The sequence below is a fragment of the Thermostichus sp. MS-CIW-38 genome, assembly GCF_054058415.1.
Genome location: NZ_JBSSAH010000020.1, coordinates 33247 through 51494, shown reverse-complemented (window position 1 = coordinate 51494; position 18248 = coordinate 33247). Strand labels below are relative to the sequence as shown.

18 protein-coding genes are annotated in these 18248 nt (G+C 58.6%); 11 read left to right on the top strand and 7 right to left on the bottom strand.

Annotated features, from left to right (window positions below):
* Positions 1-331: 331 nt before the first annotated feature.
* Positions 332-799 carry a peroxiredoxin family protein gene (locus ACVWXZ_RS08525; RefSeq protein WP_011432999.1) on the top strand — a complete coding sequence of 156 codons (468 nt, stop codon included), beginning with the start codon at positions 332-334 and terminating at the stop codon, positions 797-799.
* A gap of 223 nt (positions 800-1022) precedes the next feature.
* On the opposite strand, the gene ACVWXZ_RS08520 is transcribed toward ACVWXZ_RS08525, so the two are convergent.
* A complete protein-coding gene (locus tag ACVWXZ_RS08520; protein WP_457482392.1) occupies positions 1023-3485 on the bottom strand; it encodes a glycoside hydrolase family 31 protein in 2463 nt (820 codons plus the stop codon).
* A gap of 214 nt (positions 3486-3699) precedes the next feature.
* Between ACVWXZ_RS08520 and ACVWXZ_RS08515 the strand changes: the two genes are divergently transcribed.
* Entirely contained in the window at positions 3700-4788 is a 1089-nt protein-coding gene (locus ACVWXZ_RS08515; RefSeq protein WP_457482393.1) for a PQQ-dependent sugar dehydrogenase, read from the top strand.
* A 94-nt stretch (positions 4789-4882) separates the two neighbouring features.
* Here the strand turns inward: ACVWXZ_RS08515 and psbH are convergent, their stop codons facing one another.
* On the bottom strand, positions 4883-5086 hold the full coding sequence (gene psbH, locus ACVWXZ_RS08510; protein WP_414331336.1) for a photosystem II reaction center phosphoprotein PsbH: 204 nt from the start codon (positions 5084-5086) through the stop codon (positions 4883-4885).
* A 210-nt stretch (positions 5087-5296) separates the two neighbouring features.
* Here psbH and psbN point away from each other — a divergent pair, with 210 nt between their 5' ends.
* Positions 5297-5428 carry a photosystem II reaction center protein PsbN gene (psbN, locus tag ACVWXZ_RS08505; protein WP_011432995.1) on the top strand — a complete coding sequence of 44 codons (132 nt, stop codon included), beginning with the start codon at positions 5297-5299 and terminating at the stop codon, positions 5426-5428.
* A 26-nt stretch (positions 5429-5454) separates the two neighbouring features.
* The gene (dapF, locus tag ACVWXZ_RS08500; RefSeq protein WP_457482391.1) at positions 5455-6324 is read left to right on the top strand and encodes a diaminopimelate epimerase; all 870 of its coding nucleotides are present in this window, start codon (positions 5455-5457) and stop codon (positions 6322-6324) included.
* A 3-nt stretch (positions 6325-6327) separates the two neighbouring features.
* Here dapF and ACVWXZ_RS08495 read toward each other — a convergent pair whose 3' ends face one another.
* Positions 6328-6972, bottom strand: coding sequence for a hypothetical protein (locus ACVWXZ_RS08495; RefSeq protein ID WP_457482390.1), 645 nt, complete (start codon positions 6970-6972; stop codon positions 6328-6330).
* A gap of 130 nt (positions 6973-7102) precedes the next feature.
* Positions 7103-7735: a hypothetical protein gene (locus ACVWXZ_RS08490; protein ID WP_457482389.1), complete on the bottom strand. Its 633-nt coding sequence runs from the start codon at positions 7733-7735 to the stop codon at positions 7103-7105.
* A gap of 132 nt (positions 7736-7867) precedes the next feature.
* Here ACVWXZ_RS08490 and pcrA point away from each other — a divergent pair, with 132 nt between their 5' ends.
* Positions 7868-10228, top strand: a complete 2361-nt coding sequence (pcrA, locus tag ACVWXZ_RS08485; protein WP_457402621.1) for a DNA helicase PcrA — start codon at positions 7868-7870, stop codon at positions 10226-10228.
* A 251-nt stretch (positions 10229-10479) separates the two neighbouring features.
* Here pcrA and ACVWXZ_RS08480 read toward each other — a convergent pair whose 3' ends face one another.
* Entirely contained in the window at positions 10480-10794 is a 315-nt protein-coding gene (locus tag ACVWXZ_RS08480) for a hypothetical protein (protein ID WP_457440289.1), read from the bottom strand.
* Positions 10795-11314: 520 nt separating this feature from the next.
* On the opposite strand from ACVWXZ_RS08480, the gene ACVWXZ_RS08475 reads away from it, so the two are divergent.
* A complete protein-coding gene (locus ACVWXZ_RS08475; RefSeq protein ID WP_414331736.1) occupies positions 11315-11806 on the top strand; it encodes a cytochrome c oxidase assembly factor Coa1 family protein in 492 nt (163 codons plus the stop codon).
* 83 nt (positions 11807-11889) lie between these two features.
* On the top strand, positions 11890-13428 hold the full coding sequence (locus tag ACVWXZ_RS08470) for a YcjF family protein (protein ID WP_457440291.1): 1539 nt from the start codon (positions 11890-11892) through the stop codon (positions 13426-13428).
* A 20-nt stretch (positions 13429-13448) separates the two neighbouring features.
* Here ACVWXZ_RS08470 and ACVWXZ_RS08465 read toward each other — a convergent pair whose 3' ends face one another.
* A complete protein-coding gene (locus ACVWXZ_RS08465) occupies positions 13449-13763 on the bottom strand; it encodes a hypothetical protein (RefSeq protein WP_457440293.1) in 315 nt (104 codons plus the stop codon).
* Positions 13764-13958: 195 nt separating this feature from the next.
* Here ACVWXZ_RS08465 and rpsN point away from each other — a divergent pair, with 195 nt between their 5' ends.
* The 4 genes from rpsN to ACVWXZ_RS08445 all read left to right on the top strand — a co-directional run bounded on the left by rpsN (position 13959) and on the right by ACVWXZ_RS08445 (position 17068).
* The gene (rpsN, locus tag ACVWXZ_RS08460; protein WP_011432985.1) at positions 13959-14264 is read left to right on the top strand and encodes a 30S ribosomal protein S14; all 306 of its coding nucleotides are present in this window, start codon (positions 13959-13961) and stop codon (positions 14262-14264) included.
* A gap of 57 nt (positions 14265-14321) precedes the next feature.
* Entirely contained in the window at positions 14322-14954 is a 633-nt protein-coding gene (locus ACVWXZ_RS08455) for a ribonuclease D (protein WP_414409223.1), read from the top strand.
* Between the two features lie 438 nt (positions 14955-15392).
* Positions 15393-16229: an ABC transporter ATP-binding protein gene (locus ACVWXZ_RS08450; RefSeq protein WP_414426232.1), complete on the top strand. Its 837-nt coding sequence runs from the start codon at positions 15393-15395 to the stop codon at positions 16227-16229.
* 65 nt (positions 16230-16294) lie between these two features.
* The gene (locus tag ACVWXZ_RS08445) at positions 16295-17068 is read left to right on the top strand and encodes an ABC transporter permease (protein ID WP_457482388.1); all 774 of its coding nucleotides are present in this window, start codon (positions 16295-16297) and stop codon (positions 17066-17068) included.
* A 33-nt stretch (positions 17069-17101) separates the two neighbouring features.
* Here the strand turns inward: ACVWXZ_RS08445 and ald are convergent, their stop codons facing one another.
* Complete coding sequence (gene ald / locus ACVWXZ_RS08440) at positions 17102-18190, bottom strand: alanine dehydrogenase (RefSeq protein WP_457441439.1); 1089 nt, start codon at positions 18188-18190, stop codon at positions 17102-17104.
* Between the last annotated feature and the right edge of the window lie 58 nt (positions 18191-18248).

The following is an 18248-nucleotide window of genomic DNA, read 5'->3' as shown; positions in this document are numbered from 1 at the left end:
GCATACCGCCAGCGTTCATCCTGAGCCAGGATCAAACTCTCCGTGTCGATGCAAGAGCTTGTCTCTGGAAAAATGGAAACTTGACAGGGTTGAATGAGCAGCCACCAGCCGACTCAGGGAGCCTGCTGTGCTGCTTGGCGATGGTTGACTGAACGAGTTACTTGTCAAGGTTCTGGGGCGCCGGGGCTGGGTGGCCTTGTGGCGCTTTACTACCCTATCCCCACCACCACTCCCACGTCAAGATATCCAACCCAAAATTTTTTGAAGCCAGAAGGGATCCGGATCCACCGTTAGACTGTTGAAGTGAGCTCAGATTGGGTTAGACGGGTCTATGGGGATTGTGATTGGGGCTGTTGCTCCTGACTTTAGCTTGCCTGCGGTGGGGAAAGGGATCCAAAAGGGAGCCCAGATTTCACTGGCGGCCTACCGGGGCAAGAGCAAGGTGTTGCTGGCCTTTTACCCGGCGGATTTTTCCCCGGTATGCACGAGCGAGATGCGTTGCTTTCGGGAGGATTGGGAAGCTTTCCGGGCCGCGGGCTGCGAGATCTTGGGGATCAGCAGCGATCCCCTCTCCAGGCACCAAGCCTTTGCCGAGCAGCTTAAGCTGGAGTTTCCTTTGCTGAGCGATGTGGACAGAACCGTGAGCCAGCAGTACGGGGTGGACAGCCTGCTGGGGACGCGGCGGGCCTATTTTTTGGTGGATAGCCAAGGGATCCTACGCTACCAGCATGTGGAGTGGCTGCCCTTGTTCAAGCGAGACAACCGGGAGCTGCTGGAGGCCGTGAGGGCGATTAGCTAGCTCGCCGGGAAGCCCCGCACTCTCTGCAACAGCAGGAGGGTCGGGATGAAAGGCGGATATATTCTGTACTATAATCAACATGGTTGTACAAAACGGCGTTGCCGGAATCTGGTGCAACTACGCGGTGGGGCATCCCGTGTCTGCTCGCAGAGGGTTCTTGCAGTAGCTCCCCGATGAAGCGAGAAGCCCACGCTGTACCTGTAGGGTCAGTGATGGGAGTATGTCACCTAAACGGGGGATCCTCTGGGGTGGGCCAGAGAACCCGTTGCGGCTGTCCGGTGTCCGGCAGGGAGAGGGGAGTGTGGCCAAGGGGCTCCAGAAGCCAGCTACGCTGGGGCGGGCTCCAGTTGCCCTGGCGGGCCTCGATCTCCAGAATGAGCTGGCCATTTTGCTGTCGCAAGCGGAAGAGGGTGGTGGCCCAGGCTCCTGCTCGATGGGCGAGGGTTTCCCCGTCGTCTTCGTAGAGGGTGAAGCTGCCGTTGCCGGGGTAGAGTTTGAGGTGCGGTTGGTCACGGCGCAGGTGGGCGGTGGACGGGCAGGGGGGAGCTAAAGGCAGAACGGAGCCACCCCGCACAAACAGCGGCAGTTGTTCGAGAGGGGCAGGGACGAGAATGTAGCGGGGGCCGGTGTGGGCCTGACCTGTCCACCAATCAAACCAAGTGCCCTGGGGTAGGTAAACAGCGCGGCACCGCACGCCAGGCCGAACCACAGGGGCAGCTAGGAGGGCGGATCCCAGCATGGCTTGATCTGAGATCTCGTAGGTTTGCGGATCGTCGGGAAACTCGTAGAGAAGGGGGCGCAAGATGGGGGATCCGGTTTGGCTGGACTCCCAAAAGAGGCTGTAGAGGTAGGGCAGCAGCTGGTAACGCAACTGAATGGCCTGCCGGCAGATGGTTTCCACTTCGAGGCCAAAGCTCCAGGGCTCGTGGGGGCGGGTGCCCAGGGCGCTGTGGCCGCGCATGAGGGGGTAAAGAATTCCCATTTGCATCCAACGGGCAAACAGCTCGGGAGTGGCATTGCCACCGAAGCCGCCGATGTCCGCGCCGACAAAGCTAACTCCCGACAGGCCCAGGTTTAGGAGCATGGGCAGGGACATCTCCAGGTGTTCCCAGGAGGATTGGTTGTCGCCTGTCCAGACGGCAGCCCAGCGCTGGATCCCAGCAAAGCCGGAGCGGGTCAGCACGAAGGGGCGCCGGTTGGGGTTGAGCTGTTCCAAGCCTTCACGGGAAGCGCGTGTCATCAGCAGGCCGTACAGGTTGTGAACTTCGGCGTGGGTGGTGGGTTCGTCGGGTGGGCCTTGGGGGGCATCGAGGGGGATATCGACGATCTGGCCGCCGTCTCCAAAGGGGCGGTCGTTGAGGGCCGGCTCGTTCATGTCGTTCCAGATGCCATCCACACCGGCTTGGGTGAGAACCCGTTGCCAGGATCCCCACCACTGCCGCACTCCGGGGCGCAAGAAGTCGGGAAAGAGGACTTTGCCTGGCCAAACGTAGCCATGGAAGAGGTGGCCGTCGGCGCGGCGGATAAAGAAATCCTGGGCCAAGCCCTCGTCGAAGACGGCGTAGTCGGCTTCGGGCTCGAACTTGACGCCGGGATCCACAATGGCTACCACCCGGAAGCCAGCCTCGTGGAGTTGGGCCATGAGCCGGGCCGGTTCGGGGAAGCGGCGGGGATCCCAGGTGAAGACGCGGTAGCCGCGCATGTAGTCGATATCCAAGTAAATGACGTCGCAGGGGATCTGCCGCTGGCGAAATTGCTGCGCAACGGTTTGAACCTGAGCGGCGCTGGCGTAGCTCCAGCGGCACTGTTGGTAGCCCAAGGCCCAGAGGGGAGGAAGGGGAGGCCGCCCAGTGAGTTGGGTGTAGGTCTCGAGCACCAAGGCCGGGGTGGGGCCGTAGATCAGGTAGTAATCCAGCTCGGGGGCGCGCACCTCGATGGCCCACTGCTCGGGATCGATCTGGCCCAGGTCGAACTGGCTCCAGTGGGTGCAGTGCAGGAAGAGCCCGTAGCAGAGGTTGGGGCGAAGAAACAGGGCGAAGGGAATGGCCTGGTAGAGATTGTCGCTGTGGGCGTCGTAGTTCCAGCAGTCGCGAGTCCAGTGGCTGTAGCGCCGACCCCGTTTGTTGAGTAGCCCCGCCCGTTCCCCTAGGCCATAGATGTGCTCGGCAGGGTGGAGGTGTTTGACCAGGCGGATGCTATCGGATCCCCAGGTAAGGCCGGAAGGGACATCGGCGCAGAACTCTTGCCCTTGAGAATCTTGAAAACTAAACCGGATGGGATCCCGGTCGATGCGGACTTGCACCTGGGAGGTGGACAGGTGGATTTGGGTGGAGCTTTCCTGCAGTTCAAAGGGAGCCGGCGGCCACTCTTCATCGGCTGGAGCCACATCCCAGGAACGACGGGGCAAAAACGCTCCGCTGGGGCTAAAGCGCAGCCGAAACAGACGGGGGGTGAGCACCTGCATAGACCAGCAGCCCTGGGCACAGATGAGGTGGATCCCGCGAGAGTGAGCCTGGAGCTGTTGCAGGGATCCACAAGTTTGCCTTTGGGGCGGGCGAGCGGGGGATTGGCCGTTCGCGCCCGCGGGATCGAGTCCCAAGATCTCGCCAGGTTCCAGCATGCTTTGGAGACAGATTGCTGCTCTCAAGGCTAGCCTATGGCCGGGAGGGGACAGGGGGTTGCCCACGCTTGTCCGTAGCGGGTTCTGCCCTCATCGGTACCCCTCTCCAGAAGAGCAGCGGTAATAATCGACTAGCTCAGACCCCAGAATCCATCGCGAAAACGAGGCGGCAATGGCCATGAGGATCCCGGCGAGCAAACTTCTCTCCGCGCTACTGCTTTTGGGAGGGTTGTCCGCCCCCCCTGCCGTGGTGGCCTATCCGGTCAGCCCTGAAACGGTGATGGCCCTGCAACGGGGGGAGCATGCCCAAGCCTTGCCCAGGGCCAGAACAGAGCAAGCGTTTCGGGTGGTTACTTTGGCCCAGGGTTTGGAGCACCCTTGGGGGATGGCCTTTTTGCCGGATGGAACTCTCTTGGTTACCGAACGCCCAGGGCGGCTGCGCCGAGTTACCCCCCAGGGATTGGATCCCCAGCCCATAGCCGGTGTGCCCGAGGTGTTTGCCCAGGGGCAGGGGGGCCTGCTGGACATTGCCTTGCACCCTAATTACGCGGAGAACGGCTGGATTTACCTGTCCTATGCCGCTCCTGGGCCCAGTGGGGGAGGCACGCGGGTGGCGCGAGCCCGTCTGGGGGAAGGGGGCCTACAGGATCTGGAGGTGATTTTCGACATGGAGCGCAAGACCCCCGCTCAACAGCACTTTGGCTCCCGCCTGGCCTTTGATGAACAGGGATTTCTCTACATCAGCACCGGAGACCGGGGAGAACGGGATCGAGCCCAAGATTTGGGGGATTCTGCCGGTAAAGTGTTGCGCGTCACTGATTCAGGAGGGATCCCGGCGGACAACCCATTTGTCGGCCAAGCAGGGGCTTTGCCGGAAACTTTTACCTACGGCAACCGCAACATTCAGGGAATGGCCCGCCACCCTGAAACAGGGGCAATTTGGTCCCATGAACATGGGCCGCAGGGTGGGGACGAGATCAACATCTTGGCCCCCGGCGTCAACTACGGCTGGCCCCTAATCACCCACGGTCGAGAATATACGGGAGAACCCGTCGGCCAAGGACTGGCGGCAGCTCCCGGCTTGGCTTCCCCTCTGCTGCACTGGACGCCCTCTATCGCTCCTTCTGGCATGACTTTCTACACGGGGGAGGCTTTCCCCGAATGGCGGGGCAACCTGTTTGTGGGGGCGCTGGCCGGGCAACACTTGGCCCGTCTGGTACTGGATGGAGAGCGCGTGGTGGCAGAAGAGCGTCTCTTAGAGGGGGCGGTGGGCCGCATTCGCGATGTGCGGCAGGGGCCGGATGGACTCCTTTACCTGTTGACGGACGCCCCGAATGGATCCCTGCTGCGCCTGGAGCCAGCACCCTGAAGGCATCGGCTTAGGAGATGACGGAAACTATCCTGCTCCCGCTGGGCAGCTCTTTGGCGGGACAGGGACTTTCCCCAGAGTAGGGCTGGGGAACTCAGAAGCTGAGGCTCTCCCAAGAAACGTTGATGTCTTCCAAAAGCAGCGACTTGTTGTAAATCTGCAGGATGATCAACAGGAAGACGGCGAATAGGGCCATGAAGACCGCCATCAGGGGCGTGGTGCCCCAGCCGGGAGCCACTTTACCGTATTCCGAGTTGAGGGGACGCAGCAGATCGCCCAGTTTGGTACGAATGGCCATAGGTTCTCGCTTAGAAACCGAACACGTTGACGAAGTCGAAGATAGCAGGCTCGAAGGCGGATCCCTGGTGCTCGGCACCGCCCAGACAGCCACCCCATTAAAATCACGCTATCAGAATCTGGCCAACCCCTTTTGCCTTGAGCAATGAATTGTAAACTTGTGTAATACTGTAGTCGAACGCTCTCAGGATCTGAGGACTCAGACTTAGATATGGAACCCACCTTTTCCCTAATTGTGGCGATTGCGGCAGTCACCATCTGCATCACCGCGTTTGCCATCTACACGGCCTTTGGCCCCCCTTCCAAGGACTTGCAGGATCCCTACGAGATGCACGAGGATTAAAGCTTGTCGTTGGGATATCTGGGTAAATGTCTGCTCGGCTGATCCCCCGTCTCTCCTTTCACAAGTACCAGGGATTGGGGAACGATTTTATCTTGGTGGACAACCGCCGGCAGTCTCAGCCCTGCTTGAGCCCAGAAGAGGCCGTTGCCCTTTGCAATCGCCGCTTTGGGGTGGGAGCCGATGGGGTTATCTTCCTGCTGCCAGGGCAGGAGGGGGCAGATTTCAGCATGCGCCTCTTCAACAGCGACGGTTCCGAGGCGGAGATGTGCGGCAATGGGATCCGCTGTTTGGCCCGCTTTCTGCAGGACTTGGGGATCCCAGGTCGGGATGGCGCCTACCAGATCCACACCTTGGCGGGGCGAATCGTGCCGCAGGTGCGGGCAGATGGGCTGGTCACAGTGGACATGGGGATCCCTCGCCTTTTGGCCAAGCAGATCCCCACCACCTTGGTCGAACCGGATGAGAAGGTCATTCGGCAGCCGCTTGCAGTGGCCGGGCGAGAGTGGCGGGTGACGGCGGTGAGCATGGGCAACCCCCATTGTGTGGTCTTCCTGGAAGAAGAGGGATCCCTGGAGGAGCTGGACTTGGCAGCTGTGGGCCCCCTGTTTGAGCATCATCCGGCCTTTCCTGAGCGCACCAACACCGAATTTGTGCAGGTGCTCAGCCCGACTCGTCTGCGCCTACGGGTTTGGGAGCGGGGAGCAGGGGCAACGCTGGCTTGTGGGACGGGTGCCTGTGCTGTTTTGGTGGCTGCTGTTTTGGAGGAGCGCGCAGAATCGCAAGCTACAGTAGAACTGCCGGGAGGAAATCTGGAAATTCGCTGGGATCCGAGCACACAGCACGTGTGGATGACCGGCCCTGCCCTACACGTCTTCAGCGGCACCACTGCCGGTTGAGAACTAGGCTCCCAGACCCAACAGGAGGATGGCTAGGAGGCCGAGGATCCCATAGGCAACGCTCCAGCCCTGCCGCCAGATCAGCGCCACTGCCAGGCCCAATAAGACCAAGCCCAAGCCCAGGCCAAGGCGGAGAAATAGAGGGTGTACAAACTGGCTGAGGGAGCGTTTGAGCCAGGGGAAGATCACCCCCAAGGCGAAGGCCAGTCCTACGGGGATCCAATCGATCCAACCTGTCTTCTCCCAGCCCCCCAACAGGTAAAAGCCGCCCAGACAAAGGCCCAGGCAGAAAAACAGCACCCGCATGCCGGGATAGTCTTGTCGATAGTTGAAAGCAAGGCTTCGGAGCTCCTTGGGGTGGGCCAAGACCAATGGCTCTACAGCAAAGCTTTCGCTCCACTCCGGCGCTTCTTCAGTTTGTCCGCGGCACCAAAGGTAAACGTTGACCTTGCGCAACCCTTGCAGCAGAGAGGCTTCCACCGCACTGCGCACCACCTCCATCACCTGCAGGGTATCCACCACATCGCCCGGCAGCCGTTCCAGCAGCACGTTGAGAACAGGCCCCTTCAGCTCGGCTCGGCCAAACAGCCGCAAGTTGGCAAGCTTGTAATCGAGGATTTGGTTCAAGATTTTGAGCTGGCGGCGCATGGGATCCCGCGAACAGAGAGCCGTCGTTCGACCGGTTGACTCAAAGCTTCAACATGACCGGTATGACCAGTCTAACGGTTGGGCCAGAGCAGCAGAGGAGAGGCGTTGCCGGTGTGAAAGGGAAGTGGGACTATCCGATGAGGGTGCGAATGCACCGGCGAATGCTGAGGTTGGATTGCTCCAAGTCGGCAAATCCGCTCAGAAGAGTTCCCTGGCCGTCCAAAAGCAACAAAACAGCCTGGCGGCGAAAATTGATCCCAGGCAAGGTTGCAGCGGCTATTTCTTGCAGCTTCTGGATGGTTTCTCCCTCAAAATCGACCGAGACATACACAAACGGAGAAACCAGGCGGGGATCCGTCGGTACACTCTCCCGGATGGCCTGCAAAACCAAGTGGCGCACCAGCAGCAGCCCCCTGCCATCCACCAGCACGATCTGGCGCAGCCGAGGGTTTTGCCCAAACTCCAGGGCCAAACTTTTGGAGAGGGCTTCCGATTGCGAGCGGGTTTGGCTGTTGGTCAAGATCAACGCTTGAATGCCCTCATACCGACTTAGGTCAAGCTGCCCTCCGAAAACGCTCTCCACTTTGAAAGCCAGAGATTCATCACGGTTACCATTGCTGGGGCAGTTGCCGGCTTGAACGGGATCGAACGCACCTTGAGAAAGCAGGGCAAGGGTGGCAAACCCCAAAGCCACAAGTCTCTTTTGAACGCAAAGCCAGCAGCGGTTAGCCGGGGCACAGCAGCAGGACAGCACTCGGTTCATGGCGGGGAGCTCTGGAGCGGGCCGGCCAAATCTTAACCGATCTTCATCTTTGGTGCTCCAAAATGCCCTCTGGGCTTCTCATCCCCATTGGGTTGGTGCCCATAATGGAAGGCAGTTTCTGGTTTGCTGGCCATGACTCACGCCTCTTTGCTGGATGCCCTCAACCCTTCTCAACGGCAAGCGGTGCAACACTTTTGTGGCCCGCTGCTAGTGGTGGCGGGGGCAGGTTCCGGCAAGACGCGCGCCCTCACCCACCGCATTGCCTACCTGGTTCGCCACTATCGGGTGGATCCAGGAGAAATTTTGGCCGTGACCTTCACCAACAAGGCCGCCCGTGAGATGAAAGAGCGCATTGAGCAGCTCTTTGCCGAACAAGAAGCTCAAGAACAATTTGGGATCCCCTTAGAGGAATTGGAGCCGGCCCAGGCAACGCGACTAAAATCTGCTGTTTACCACCGCTGGATTAAGCCTCTTTGGATTGGCACGTTCCACAGCTTATTTGCCCAGATCCTGCGCCTGGAGATCGAAAAATATCAGGATCCCAAGGGGCGCAAGTGGACTCGCCACTTCTCGATCTTCGATGAATCAGATGCCCAATCTCTGGTGAAGGAGATTGTAACCAAGCAACTGAACTTGGATGAGCGCAAGTTTGACCCAAGGTCGGTACGCTACGCCATTAGCAATGCCAAAAACCAAGGTTGGACTCCTGCCGACCTGGAGCGCAATCAGCCCAACTTCCGTGGCCGTACCATTGCCCAAGTTTACGAAATCTATGAAGACCAACTGGCAGCCAACAATGCTCTGGACTTTGATAACTTGATTTGGATACCAGTGCAGCTTTTTCGACAAAACGAGCAGGTGTTGGCTTACTGGCACCAACGATTTCGACACATTTTGGTGGATGAATACCAAGACACCAACCGCACTCAGTATGAGTTGATTCGTCTGTTGGCCACCAACGGCGAGACCTGCAGATCTCGGTTGGATTGGAGAAACCGATCGATCTTTGTGGTGGGAGATGCCGATCAAAGCATCTATCGGTTTCGCGGGGCAGATTTTACCATCTTGCTGGAGTTTCAAGAGACCTTTGGCGATGGTCTTCCGGACGATGATACCCGCACCATGATCAAGCTGGAGGAGAACTATCGCTCTACAGCTACCATTCTGCAGGCGGCCAACGCCCTCATCGAGAAAAATACAGAGCGCATTGATAAAGTTCTCAGGCCAACCCGTCAGCAAGGAAATCCGATTTTTCTTCATCAGGCGGATGATGAGATTGCAGAGGCCGAGTTTGTTGTCAATACCATCCGACGATTACACGGCCAAAATGCCAATGCTTTTTCCTGGGGAGATTTTGCCATTCTCTACCGCATCAACGCTCAATCCCGTCCTTTTGAAGAGGTCTTGCTGCGGTGGGGGATCCCTTACACGGTGGTGGGCGGACTGCGATTTTACGACCGCAAAGAAATTAAGGATGTCCTAGCCTATTTACGGGTTGTGGCTAACCCTGCCGACTCCTTTAGCCTGCTGCGAATTATTAACGTGCCGCGCCGTGGCATTGGCAAATCCACCCTGGACAAGCTGACCGAAGCGGCGGCGGCTCTCAACGTGCCTTTGTGGGCAATTCTCAGCGACGAAACCTCTGTAAGTAGCTTGGTGGGTCGTTTGGCTAGGCCTGTCATTCAGTTTGCTCAGCTGATTCAGCATTGGCATCGACAGGCTTCTCAGACTTCAGCCGCCACCCTTATCGAAGGGTTGCTAAGGGATTCCGGCTATTTGGAGGATCTCAAGGCGCAGGGTACAGACGAAGCCGAAGAAAGAGCGGCCAACGTGATGGAACTTTACAATGCCGCTCGCCAATTCGAGGAAGAACAGGAGGATCCCAGCCTTGAGGCTTTTTTGAGCAATGTGTCTTTGGCTTCCGACTTAGATAACCTTCAGGAAGGCGCTGAGAAAGTTTCGCTAATGACGTTGCACTCTTCCAAAGGTTTGGAGTTTCCTGTTGTGTTCTTGGTGGGGGTAGAGCAGGGTCTGTTTCCCAATTTCCGGGCTTTGGAGGATCCCGCTGCCTTGGAAGAAGAACGACGCCTTTGCTATGTGGGCATTACCCGTGCCCGTGAGCAGTTGTATATCAGCCACGCCAGGGAAAGGATGCTCTACGGCAACCGCGAACCAGCTATTCCTTCGGTATTTTTAAGTGAACTGCCCCAAGAGTTAATCGAATTCGACAGACGCGGAGCCGTTTCTCGACAGCTCTCCCACGGCAGTGGACTGTCCCTTTCAGATGCACCCAAGGCCAGGCCCAATCGCCGCCAAAGCCGTTCAGAACAGTGGGCGATTGGAGATCGTTTGCAACATCCCCAATTCGGACAAGGCCAGATTACCCATGTGTTCGGCAGTGGTGAACGGGTCACGATTGCGGTGAGGTTTCCCGCTATCGGTCAACAGAAAATCTTGGATCCCCGTATCGCTCCTATTCAAAAGCTCAGCTAAGCGGCTGAACTCGGAAGGGCTCCAGCGATGAAGAGAGGCAAAGGGAAGTGCTGTAGAAGTCCGTAGCTCATTCGAGATTGCCTTGCCGTTGACGTCGTTGGTGATCCCTTGCTTTATATGTGTTTGCTTTATATGTGTTGCTGCACGACGGGGAAAGCAAAACCTCAGCTCCTCCTTTCCCTGATTTGACCGTTGCCCAACCCTCGACCTTACCTCTGCCCCCTCGTCACTAATTGCTTGTAATTGCTTGACTACCCGGTCTTGGGATCCCTCGCCAGGTTTAACCCAGTCGGCTGGGACTGAGTTGTCTCGGCTCTGTCCGGTACCAGGCGCAGGGGCGGGCCAAAGCGGCCAACCGCTACAGTGTTGTTCAGGGCCGGGATCTGGCGGATGGATCCCTGGCGTAGGCAGCGGTGTAGACGGCGCAGCAGGAAGAGGTCGGCTTCGGAGCACTCCTCTCGAAATAGCCTTACGTTAAGTTCGTGTTCCTGAGCAGCGGTGAGCAAACCGGTCATCATGGCGGTTTGAATGATCTGCTGCACGGTTATGGTTGTCGCTTCATCCATAGGTTTAGGCGATTGGATGGAGACCTTTTGCTGCTCTTATTCTCGACAAATCCCTCTGATATTGACTCCGCCAAATAGCGGATTCGGTATGCGCGCACTTTGTCTTCTTTCTCGGTGCTCGGAAATAGGGCTTTCCAGATACCTATTGACCTTCTGAGCCATCCGGATTCCGTGTAGGCGAAAAGCTTGAAATCTTTGTGTCACAAGCCTTTCTAATCGAAGTGGGAGCAGAGCCAACAATTGGATACGTAGGGATCCCATCCTCACCGCAGTACAAAATTAGACTCAACAGTGAGTTGCTTGAACTGGCCAAAGAGGTGCTGATCCCATGATTTTTCGAGCTGTTGCTTGAGGCCGTAACAGATATCTGTGGCAATACGGAACTGAGAAGCGATGTTCGTCACCGACAAATGGCGTAGGGTTGCTTGGCTTTTTGTCTGTACCTTGTCGGCAACGCAGGCATAGAGGATGAGCAACAGCCTTGTGTTAGGGTGGGGGCATTTTAGGGTGGCAATGGGCTGTGTCAGAAACTCCACAAAAAGTCGGCTGTGCTGTCCCTCTGGGCTGCTGTGGCTGCGGCTGTTTGGGCCTGCTGGCGGTGTTGGGCCTGGGGCTGGCGGGGGCAGGGATCCTAGTCTGGAATGGGATCCGTGCCTCAGGAGCCTATCGCACCTACCAGTTGGCGGTGGAGCAGCTCGAACAAAATGCCGTGGTGGTGGAACGTTTGGGAGAGCCCCTGAGGCCGGGATGGCCCTCGCGGCTGCGTTTTCAGGAAGATGAGGAAGCCGGTTGGGTGTGTCTGTTCTTTTTGATTACAGGGGCCCAGCGCACCGGCGATGTGGTGGTGGAATCGGAGCGGGGCATGGCCGGCTCGGCATGGCAGTTGCGCCATCTGCAAGTGAAAGTTGACGGGGATCCGCAGGCCATTCAGGTCATCGAGGGGGAATCTCGGTGTGAAAAGGAAGAGTCGGATGGAGAAGCCCTGCCCCTGCAGCCAGAAGGCGACATCTAGGTAGCCGGATATGCTCAGCCGCGGGTAGAGTCAAAAGGACTCCGTCCCGCTGACGCGAACGGTTGTGGCCTTGTTGGATCCCTATGCGGTCGCTCCCTTACCTGCGCTTGCTGCTGCTGTTGGCGCTGTTGGCCTCGTTCACCGGGCTGATCGTCTGGCTGATCCAATCGTTTCTCGATCTGTACTACGCCACCCGCTACCACCCGATTTTGGGGGGGCTGTTGATTGGGGTGCTGCTGCTGCTGCTGCTGGTGTTTTTGGCCGCTGCCATCTACTACTTGTTTCTGTTTCGCCAACCCGCCCCCAGCAGGAGGGAAATTACCCAACCCCTTGCCTTGCCGGAGACGGCTTTGGAAAAGCGGAAAGCGGCGCAACAGAACTTGGCCCAACTGGAGGCGCAGCTAGCGCAAATCCAGGATGAAGTGGCGCGGGCAGCGCTGGCGGAGCGGTCGGCTCTGCTGGCCCAACAGTTGGCCCAGCCCCAGCTGAAGGTGGTGGTCTTCGGCACCGGGTCGGCGGGCAAGACTTCTTTGGTCAACGCGCTGCTGGGGCGGCGGGCGGGGGCGGTGGGGGCCACTCTGGGCACCACCCAGGCGGTGGCTTGTTACGATTGGAACTTGCCTGGGATCCCGCAGCCGGTGCAGATCCTGGATTGCCCCGGCATTTTGGAGATCGGCCCGGCAGGGGTGATGCGGGAACAGGAGGCGCAAGCCCAAGCCCAAGCTGCCGATCTGCTCCTAGTGGTGGTGGATGGGGATCTGCGCCAGTCGGAGGTGGATCCCTTGCGCCGGTTGATCGCCCTGGGCAAGCGGGCCTTGCTGATCCTGAACAAAGCGGATCGCTACACCTCAGAAGAACGGCAGATCCTCTTGCAACGCCTGCGGGAGCGGGTCTACCCCCTGATTCCACCTCAGGATGTGTTGATAGCTGCCGCTGCTCCAGCCCCTGTGCGGGTGGGATCCCAAACCTGGCGACCGGAGCCGGATGTGGCCGCCGTGCGGGATCGCGTGCAGGCAGTGCTCTATGCCGAAGGTGGATCCCTGGCCTTGGACAATGCTCTGCTGCAATCGCAACAGTTGGGGGAAGAGGCCAAACGGATTCTCCAAGCCCAACTGCGCCGCCAAGCCGAGGAAGTGATCGATCGCTTTCAGTGGATTGTTACAGGGGTGGTATTTGCCAACCCCATCCCGGCGGTGGATCTGCTGGCCATTGCCGCCATCAACGCCCAGATGGTGGTGGAACTGGGATCCCTTTACGGCTGCAAAATGAACCTGCAGCAGGGGCGGGAGCTGGCCTTGTCTCTGGCCAAAACCCTAGCGGGCTTGGGCTTGGTGGAAGGGGCGATCCAACTGACCACGGGGATCTTGGCCACCGTTGCCGAAGTGAGCGTCGTCGGTTTTCTGGCGACAGCCCCCATTCAGGCAGCCAGTGCTGGCTATCTCACCCGCATTGCCGGCAAGAGCTTCATTGAGTATTTCCAGCACAACCAAAGCTGGGGAGAAGGGGGGATGCAGGCGGTGGTCAAAGCCCAGGTGCAAAATACCCAAAAATCCGGTTGGCTCAAAGAGTTTGTCCGCGAGGCTTCTCGGCGCATCTTCCGAAATGGAATGAGCAAAGACTAAAGGGCCAGCCCAAGGGATCCCTAGCAGCCACTCACGGCAATATCGGTCGGCATAAAGGCCAGCTCCATTTGCGCCACATAATCGGCGTAGCTCAGTGCCGGCCCAGTGTCCCAATCCGCCAAGCCATGCATGCACTTCGACCATTGAATGAAGGCGGCAGGATAGATATAGGCCAAACTGGGATCCTGCAAAACCTCTTTGGGCAGCGGAGGAGCGGACTTGAGCACCGCCAACAGAGCCGGGGGCTTGGGGAGAATCCCGCGCGTGGCCTCGATCTGCTCTGGGGAAACCCTAAACTTGGCGGCGATAAACGGGATCACTCTGGAAATGGCCATCACCCAACACCAACCTCGCCTATAGAGGTAGGTTGCCCCCAAGCCGAGGGGCTGGCCTCAGGGATCCTACGGAGAGCGGAAAAGAGGGATGAACATTGGCGAGGATGGCCGTGGGCGGGCCTGGGATCCCCTTGCTTGGGGCCGCTGCTCCCCGTTATTCTAGTAAAGCTGAAAAATCTGGGGAAACAGTGAGCCGTGGCTAAAAAGAGCATGATCGAGCGGGAGAAAAAGCGCCAACGCTTGGTCGAGAAGTATCGGGAGAAGCGCCAACAACTGAAAGCGGCCATGGCCGATCCCAACATCGACCAGGCCACCCGCATGGAGCTGCACGCCCAACTGCAAAAACTCCCTCGGGCCAGCTCGCCCACACGCCTGCGCAACCGCTGCTGGAAAACCGGGCGTCCCCGGGGTTACTTCCGCGATTTCGGCCTGTGCCGCAACAGCCTGCGGGAAATGGCCCACAGAGGCTTATTGCCAGGTGTGGTCAAGTCTAGCTGGTAGTTGCCTGGCCTTCGCCGCTTGGTTATGCAGCCAAAACACCCTTTTGAGAGATCCTGAGTGGGCCTGCAACCTTTCCAGCTCTGCGACGAAGATCTCACCCCTGCAATGGCAAAGGCCCTGGCCGGGGAACCCCACTTGGCCGTGGATACGGAGACGATGGGGTTGATCCCGCAGCGGGACAGGCTCTGCGTGGTGCAAATCGCCAACCCTGCCGGCGAGGTGGTGTTGTTGCGGTTGAGCCGTGGAGTAAAGCAGGCCCCCCTTCTGGCGGGGCTGCTGACGGATCCCAACATTGAAAAGATTTTCCACTACGCCCGCTTTGACCTGGCGATGCTGCGCTATCACCTGGGAATCCGGGCGTGGCCCGTCTTTTGCACCAAAATTGCCAGCAAACTGGCCCGCACCTACACCAGCAAGCATGGCCTCAAAGATGTGGTGAGCGAGCTGTGCGGGGTCGAACTCAACAAAACTGCCCAAAGCTCCGATTGGGGAGCCGTCCACGCGCTATCCGCCGAACAGCTGGAATATGCCGCCAACGATGTTCGCTATTTGATTCCGGTGCGCCACAAGTTGGCGGAGATGTTACGGCGGGAAGAACGCTGGGAGTTGGCGCAGCAGTGTTTCCAACATTTGCCTACTTTGGTAGAGCTGGATCTGTTGGGCTTCAGTAACGTCTTCGAACATCAGTAGTCGGAGTCTTATTTGATAGATAGTTATAGATAGTTATAGTCGTTTCAGGTTAGGTTGAGACGCCAGGGCTACTGAGAAAGGCTTTCTGGCTTCGTGCATTATTGCTCCGCAACGCTGGCGCGACGACGCGACCAACGTTTTAGTGTGGGTGCAGTGTCTTAGTTTGCATCGAAATGACCATATTCTTTTGGATGACCGGATTCTCAGGGATCCCCCCTCTCCCGAAGCTGAAAATGGGGATACGTCACCGGCGCATAAAGTATCTGCCAACACAGTTGGCCGCCCTTCTCTTTGATGTAGTGAGGATGGGGCTGGTCGTACCAATGGGCTTCTCGAGATAAACCGGCCTGCAACCCTCATTGCTCCCGCCATCATCTGTCTAGATCAGGGGGATCAGCCCTCACTTGGGCCACTATGAAAATCATTGGAGTTGAGTCAATGTTGGAGTCGCAGAGGGTAGTTCAAAGTGGGTTATCTTCCCCCGCTGTTTCGGGCAAGCCCGTTCTGGAGTTGCGCCACGTCTCGCTGCAGTACCCCACCAAGGGATCCCCGGTCACGATCATCCGCGACGTCAGCTTTTCTGTTGCCCACTCGGAGTTTGTCTCCATTGTTGGGCCGAGCGGCTGTGGCAAAACCTCGCTGCTGAAGATGGTCTCCGGCCTGAACACCAACTACAGCGGCACCCTCTACTTCCAGTCGCAGCCCATCACCGGCCCCCTGAAGAGTGTGGGCATGGCTTTCCAAAACCCGGTGCTGCTACCCTGGCGCACGACCTTACAGAACGTGTTGCTGCCGTTGGAGGTGGTGGAGCCTTACAAGCGTACCTTCAAGCAAAACCTGGCCCAGCATGAAAAGTCGGCGCTGGAGCTGCTGGCCACCGTGGGCTTGGAGGGTTTTCAGAAAGCCTATCCTTGGCAGCTTTCCGGGGGAATGCGGCAGCGGGCTTCCTTGTGCCGCGCTTTGATCCATCAGCCGGAGCTGCTGCTGTTGGACGAACCTTTTGCTGCTCTGGATGCCTTTACCCGCGAGGATATGTGGGAAATGTTGCAACGGCTGTGGATGCGCACCGGCTGCACTGCTATTCTGATCACCCACGACTTGCGGGAAGCAGTTTTCCTCTCCGATACCATTTATGTGATGGGGCCACGACCGAGCGAGATCATCTTTTCCCTCAAAGTGGATCTGCCCCGTCCACGCCCGCTGGAGATCTGCCTGACGGACGAGTTTCACCACTTGGTCTCGGAAGTGCGCAAGCACATTCGGCGCAGCTATTAGGCTAAACAGCCATTGGCCTAGTCAAGCCTGGATAGACTACTGCCCAACTCTGCCGAGGGATCCCGATGAAAAAATCATTTGACCGATTTTTGCAGACCAAAGCGGCTTCTGTTATTTTACCTGCTGCCACCATCGTTTTGACCATTGTGCTCTGGCAGGTGGGGGTGGGGCTGTTCAACGTTCCTCGCTTCATTCTGCCGGCGCCCACCCAGATCCTCGCAGCCATGAACCAGTGGAGCCCGGTGATTCTGCGTCACTCCCTAACCACCCTCACTTCGACGCTGCTGGCCTTTGCGCTGGCTTTGGTGGGGGGGATATTGCTGGGATCGATCATCGGCAGCTCCCGCCTGGCCCATCTGTGTTTGTACCCGCTGCTGGTGGGGTTTAACACCATCCCGAAGGTGGCTTTGGTGCCGCTGCTGGCGATTTGGTTTGGCTTGGGCCTGATCCCGGCGGTGATCACGGCCTTTTTGCTGGCTTTTTTCCCCATTGCGGTCAATGTGGCGGTGGGGCTGGAGACGGTGGAAGCCGAGATGCGGGATGTGCTGCGCTCGTTGGGGGCCAGCTCTTGGGAGATCTTCACCAAGGTGGGGCTACCCCACAGCATGCCCTACCTGTTTGCCTCGTTGAAGGTGGCCATCTCCTTTGCTTTTGTCGGCTCGGTGATCTCGGAGACGGTGGCTTCTAACCAGGGGCTGGGCTACCTGATCGTGTCGGCCAGTTCTTCTTTTGATGTGCCTTTGGCCTTTGCGGGTTTGGTTGCCCTCGGCATTATGGGCATTTTGCTCTACACCTTTTTTGCGGCTCTGGAGCGCTATGTCCTGTCCTGGCGACAGTAGCATCTCTCCCCAGGGAGCCAACCCCTGCCTGAGCTAGCCCAGGTCTGGAAAGGTGGCCCGCACCGCCGGGTGGATGAGCTTGCCTGCCCTGACGTTTAGCCCTTTGGCCAAGGCCGGGTCTTGTTCCAAAGCAGCGGCCAGGCCAAGGTTGGCCAGCTTGAGGATGTAGGGGAGAGTGGCGTTGACCAGCGCTTGGGTCGAAGTCCAGGGAACGGCTCCGGGCATGTTGGGAACGCCGTAGTGTAGCACCCCGTGGGCTTCGTAAACCGGCTGGGCATGGGTGGTAACCCGTGTGGTAGCAATGCACCCCCCCTGATCCACCGCCACATCCACAATGAGGGAGCGAGGACGCATTTGGGCCACCAACTCTTCTCCCACCAAGACCGGCGCCCGCCTTCCCGGCACCAACACTGCCCCCACCAGCAGGTCGGCCTCGCGAACACACTCTTCCACGCTTTGGGCCGTGCTGTAGAGCAGCTCCACACGGGATCCAAAGAGCAGCTCCAGCTCGTTCAGCCGCTGCAGGTTGATGTCCAAAATCTGCACCCGCGCCCCCAAGCCTACGGCCATTTTGGCCGCCTCAGTGCCCACGGTTCCCCCGCCCAGGATCACCACCCGCCCCGGCGGCACCCCCGGGATCCCACCCAGCAACACGCCTCGCCCCCCCTGTTGTCGGGTGAGGTAATGGGCGCCAAACTGCACCGAGAGCCGCCCGGCAATCATGCTCATGGGCGCCAACAAAGGCAGGGATCCATCTGCCAATTCCACCGTTTCATAGGCGAGGCAGGTGGCCCCCGATTGCAACAGCGCCTGGGTCAGCTCGCGGCTGGCGGCCAAGTGCAAATAGGTGAACAGAATAAGGTCGGGATGGAGCAGAGAATACTCAGCCGGCAGAGGCTCCTTGACCTTCACCACCAACTGCTGCTGGTAGATCTCCTCAGGGGTGGCGGCCAGTTTGGCCCCCGCTTTTTGGTAGTCCTCATCCGTGAAGCCCGCCCCCTGGCCTGCTTGGGTTTCCACCCACACCTGATGCCCCTGTTCGGTTAAGGCCCGCACCGCCGCCGGTGTCAGCCCGACACGGAACTCTTGCTCTTTGATCTCTTTGGGCACGCCAATTCGCATAGGGATCCCCGTAGGGCTGCTTTCCAGTCTAGACAGACTCTCCCCGCAATGGGATCCC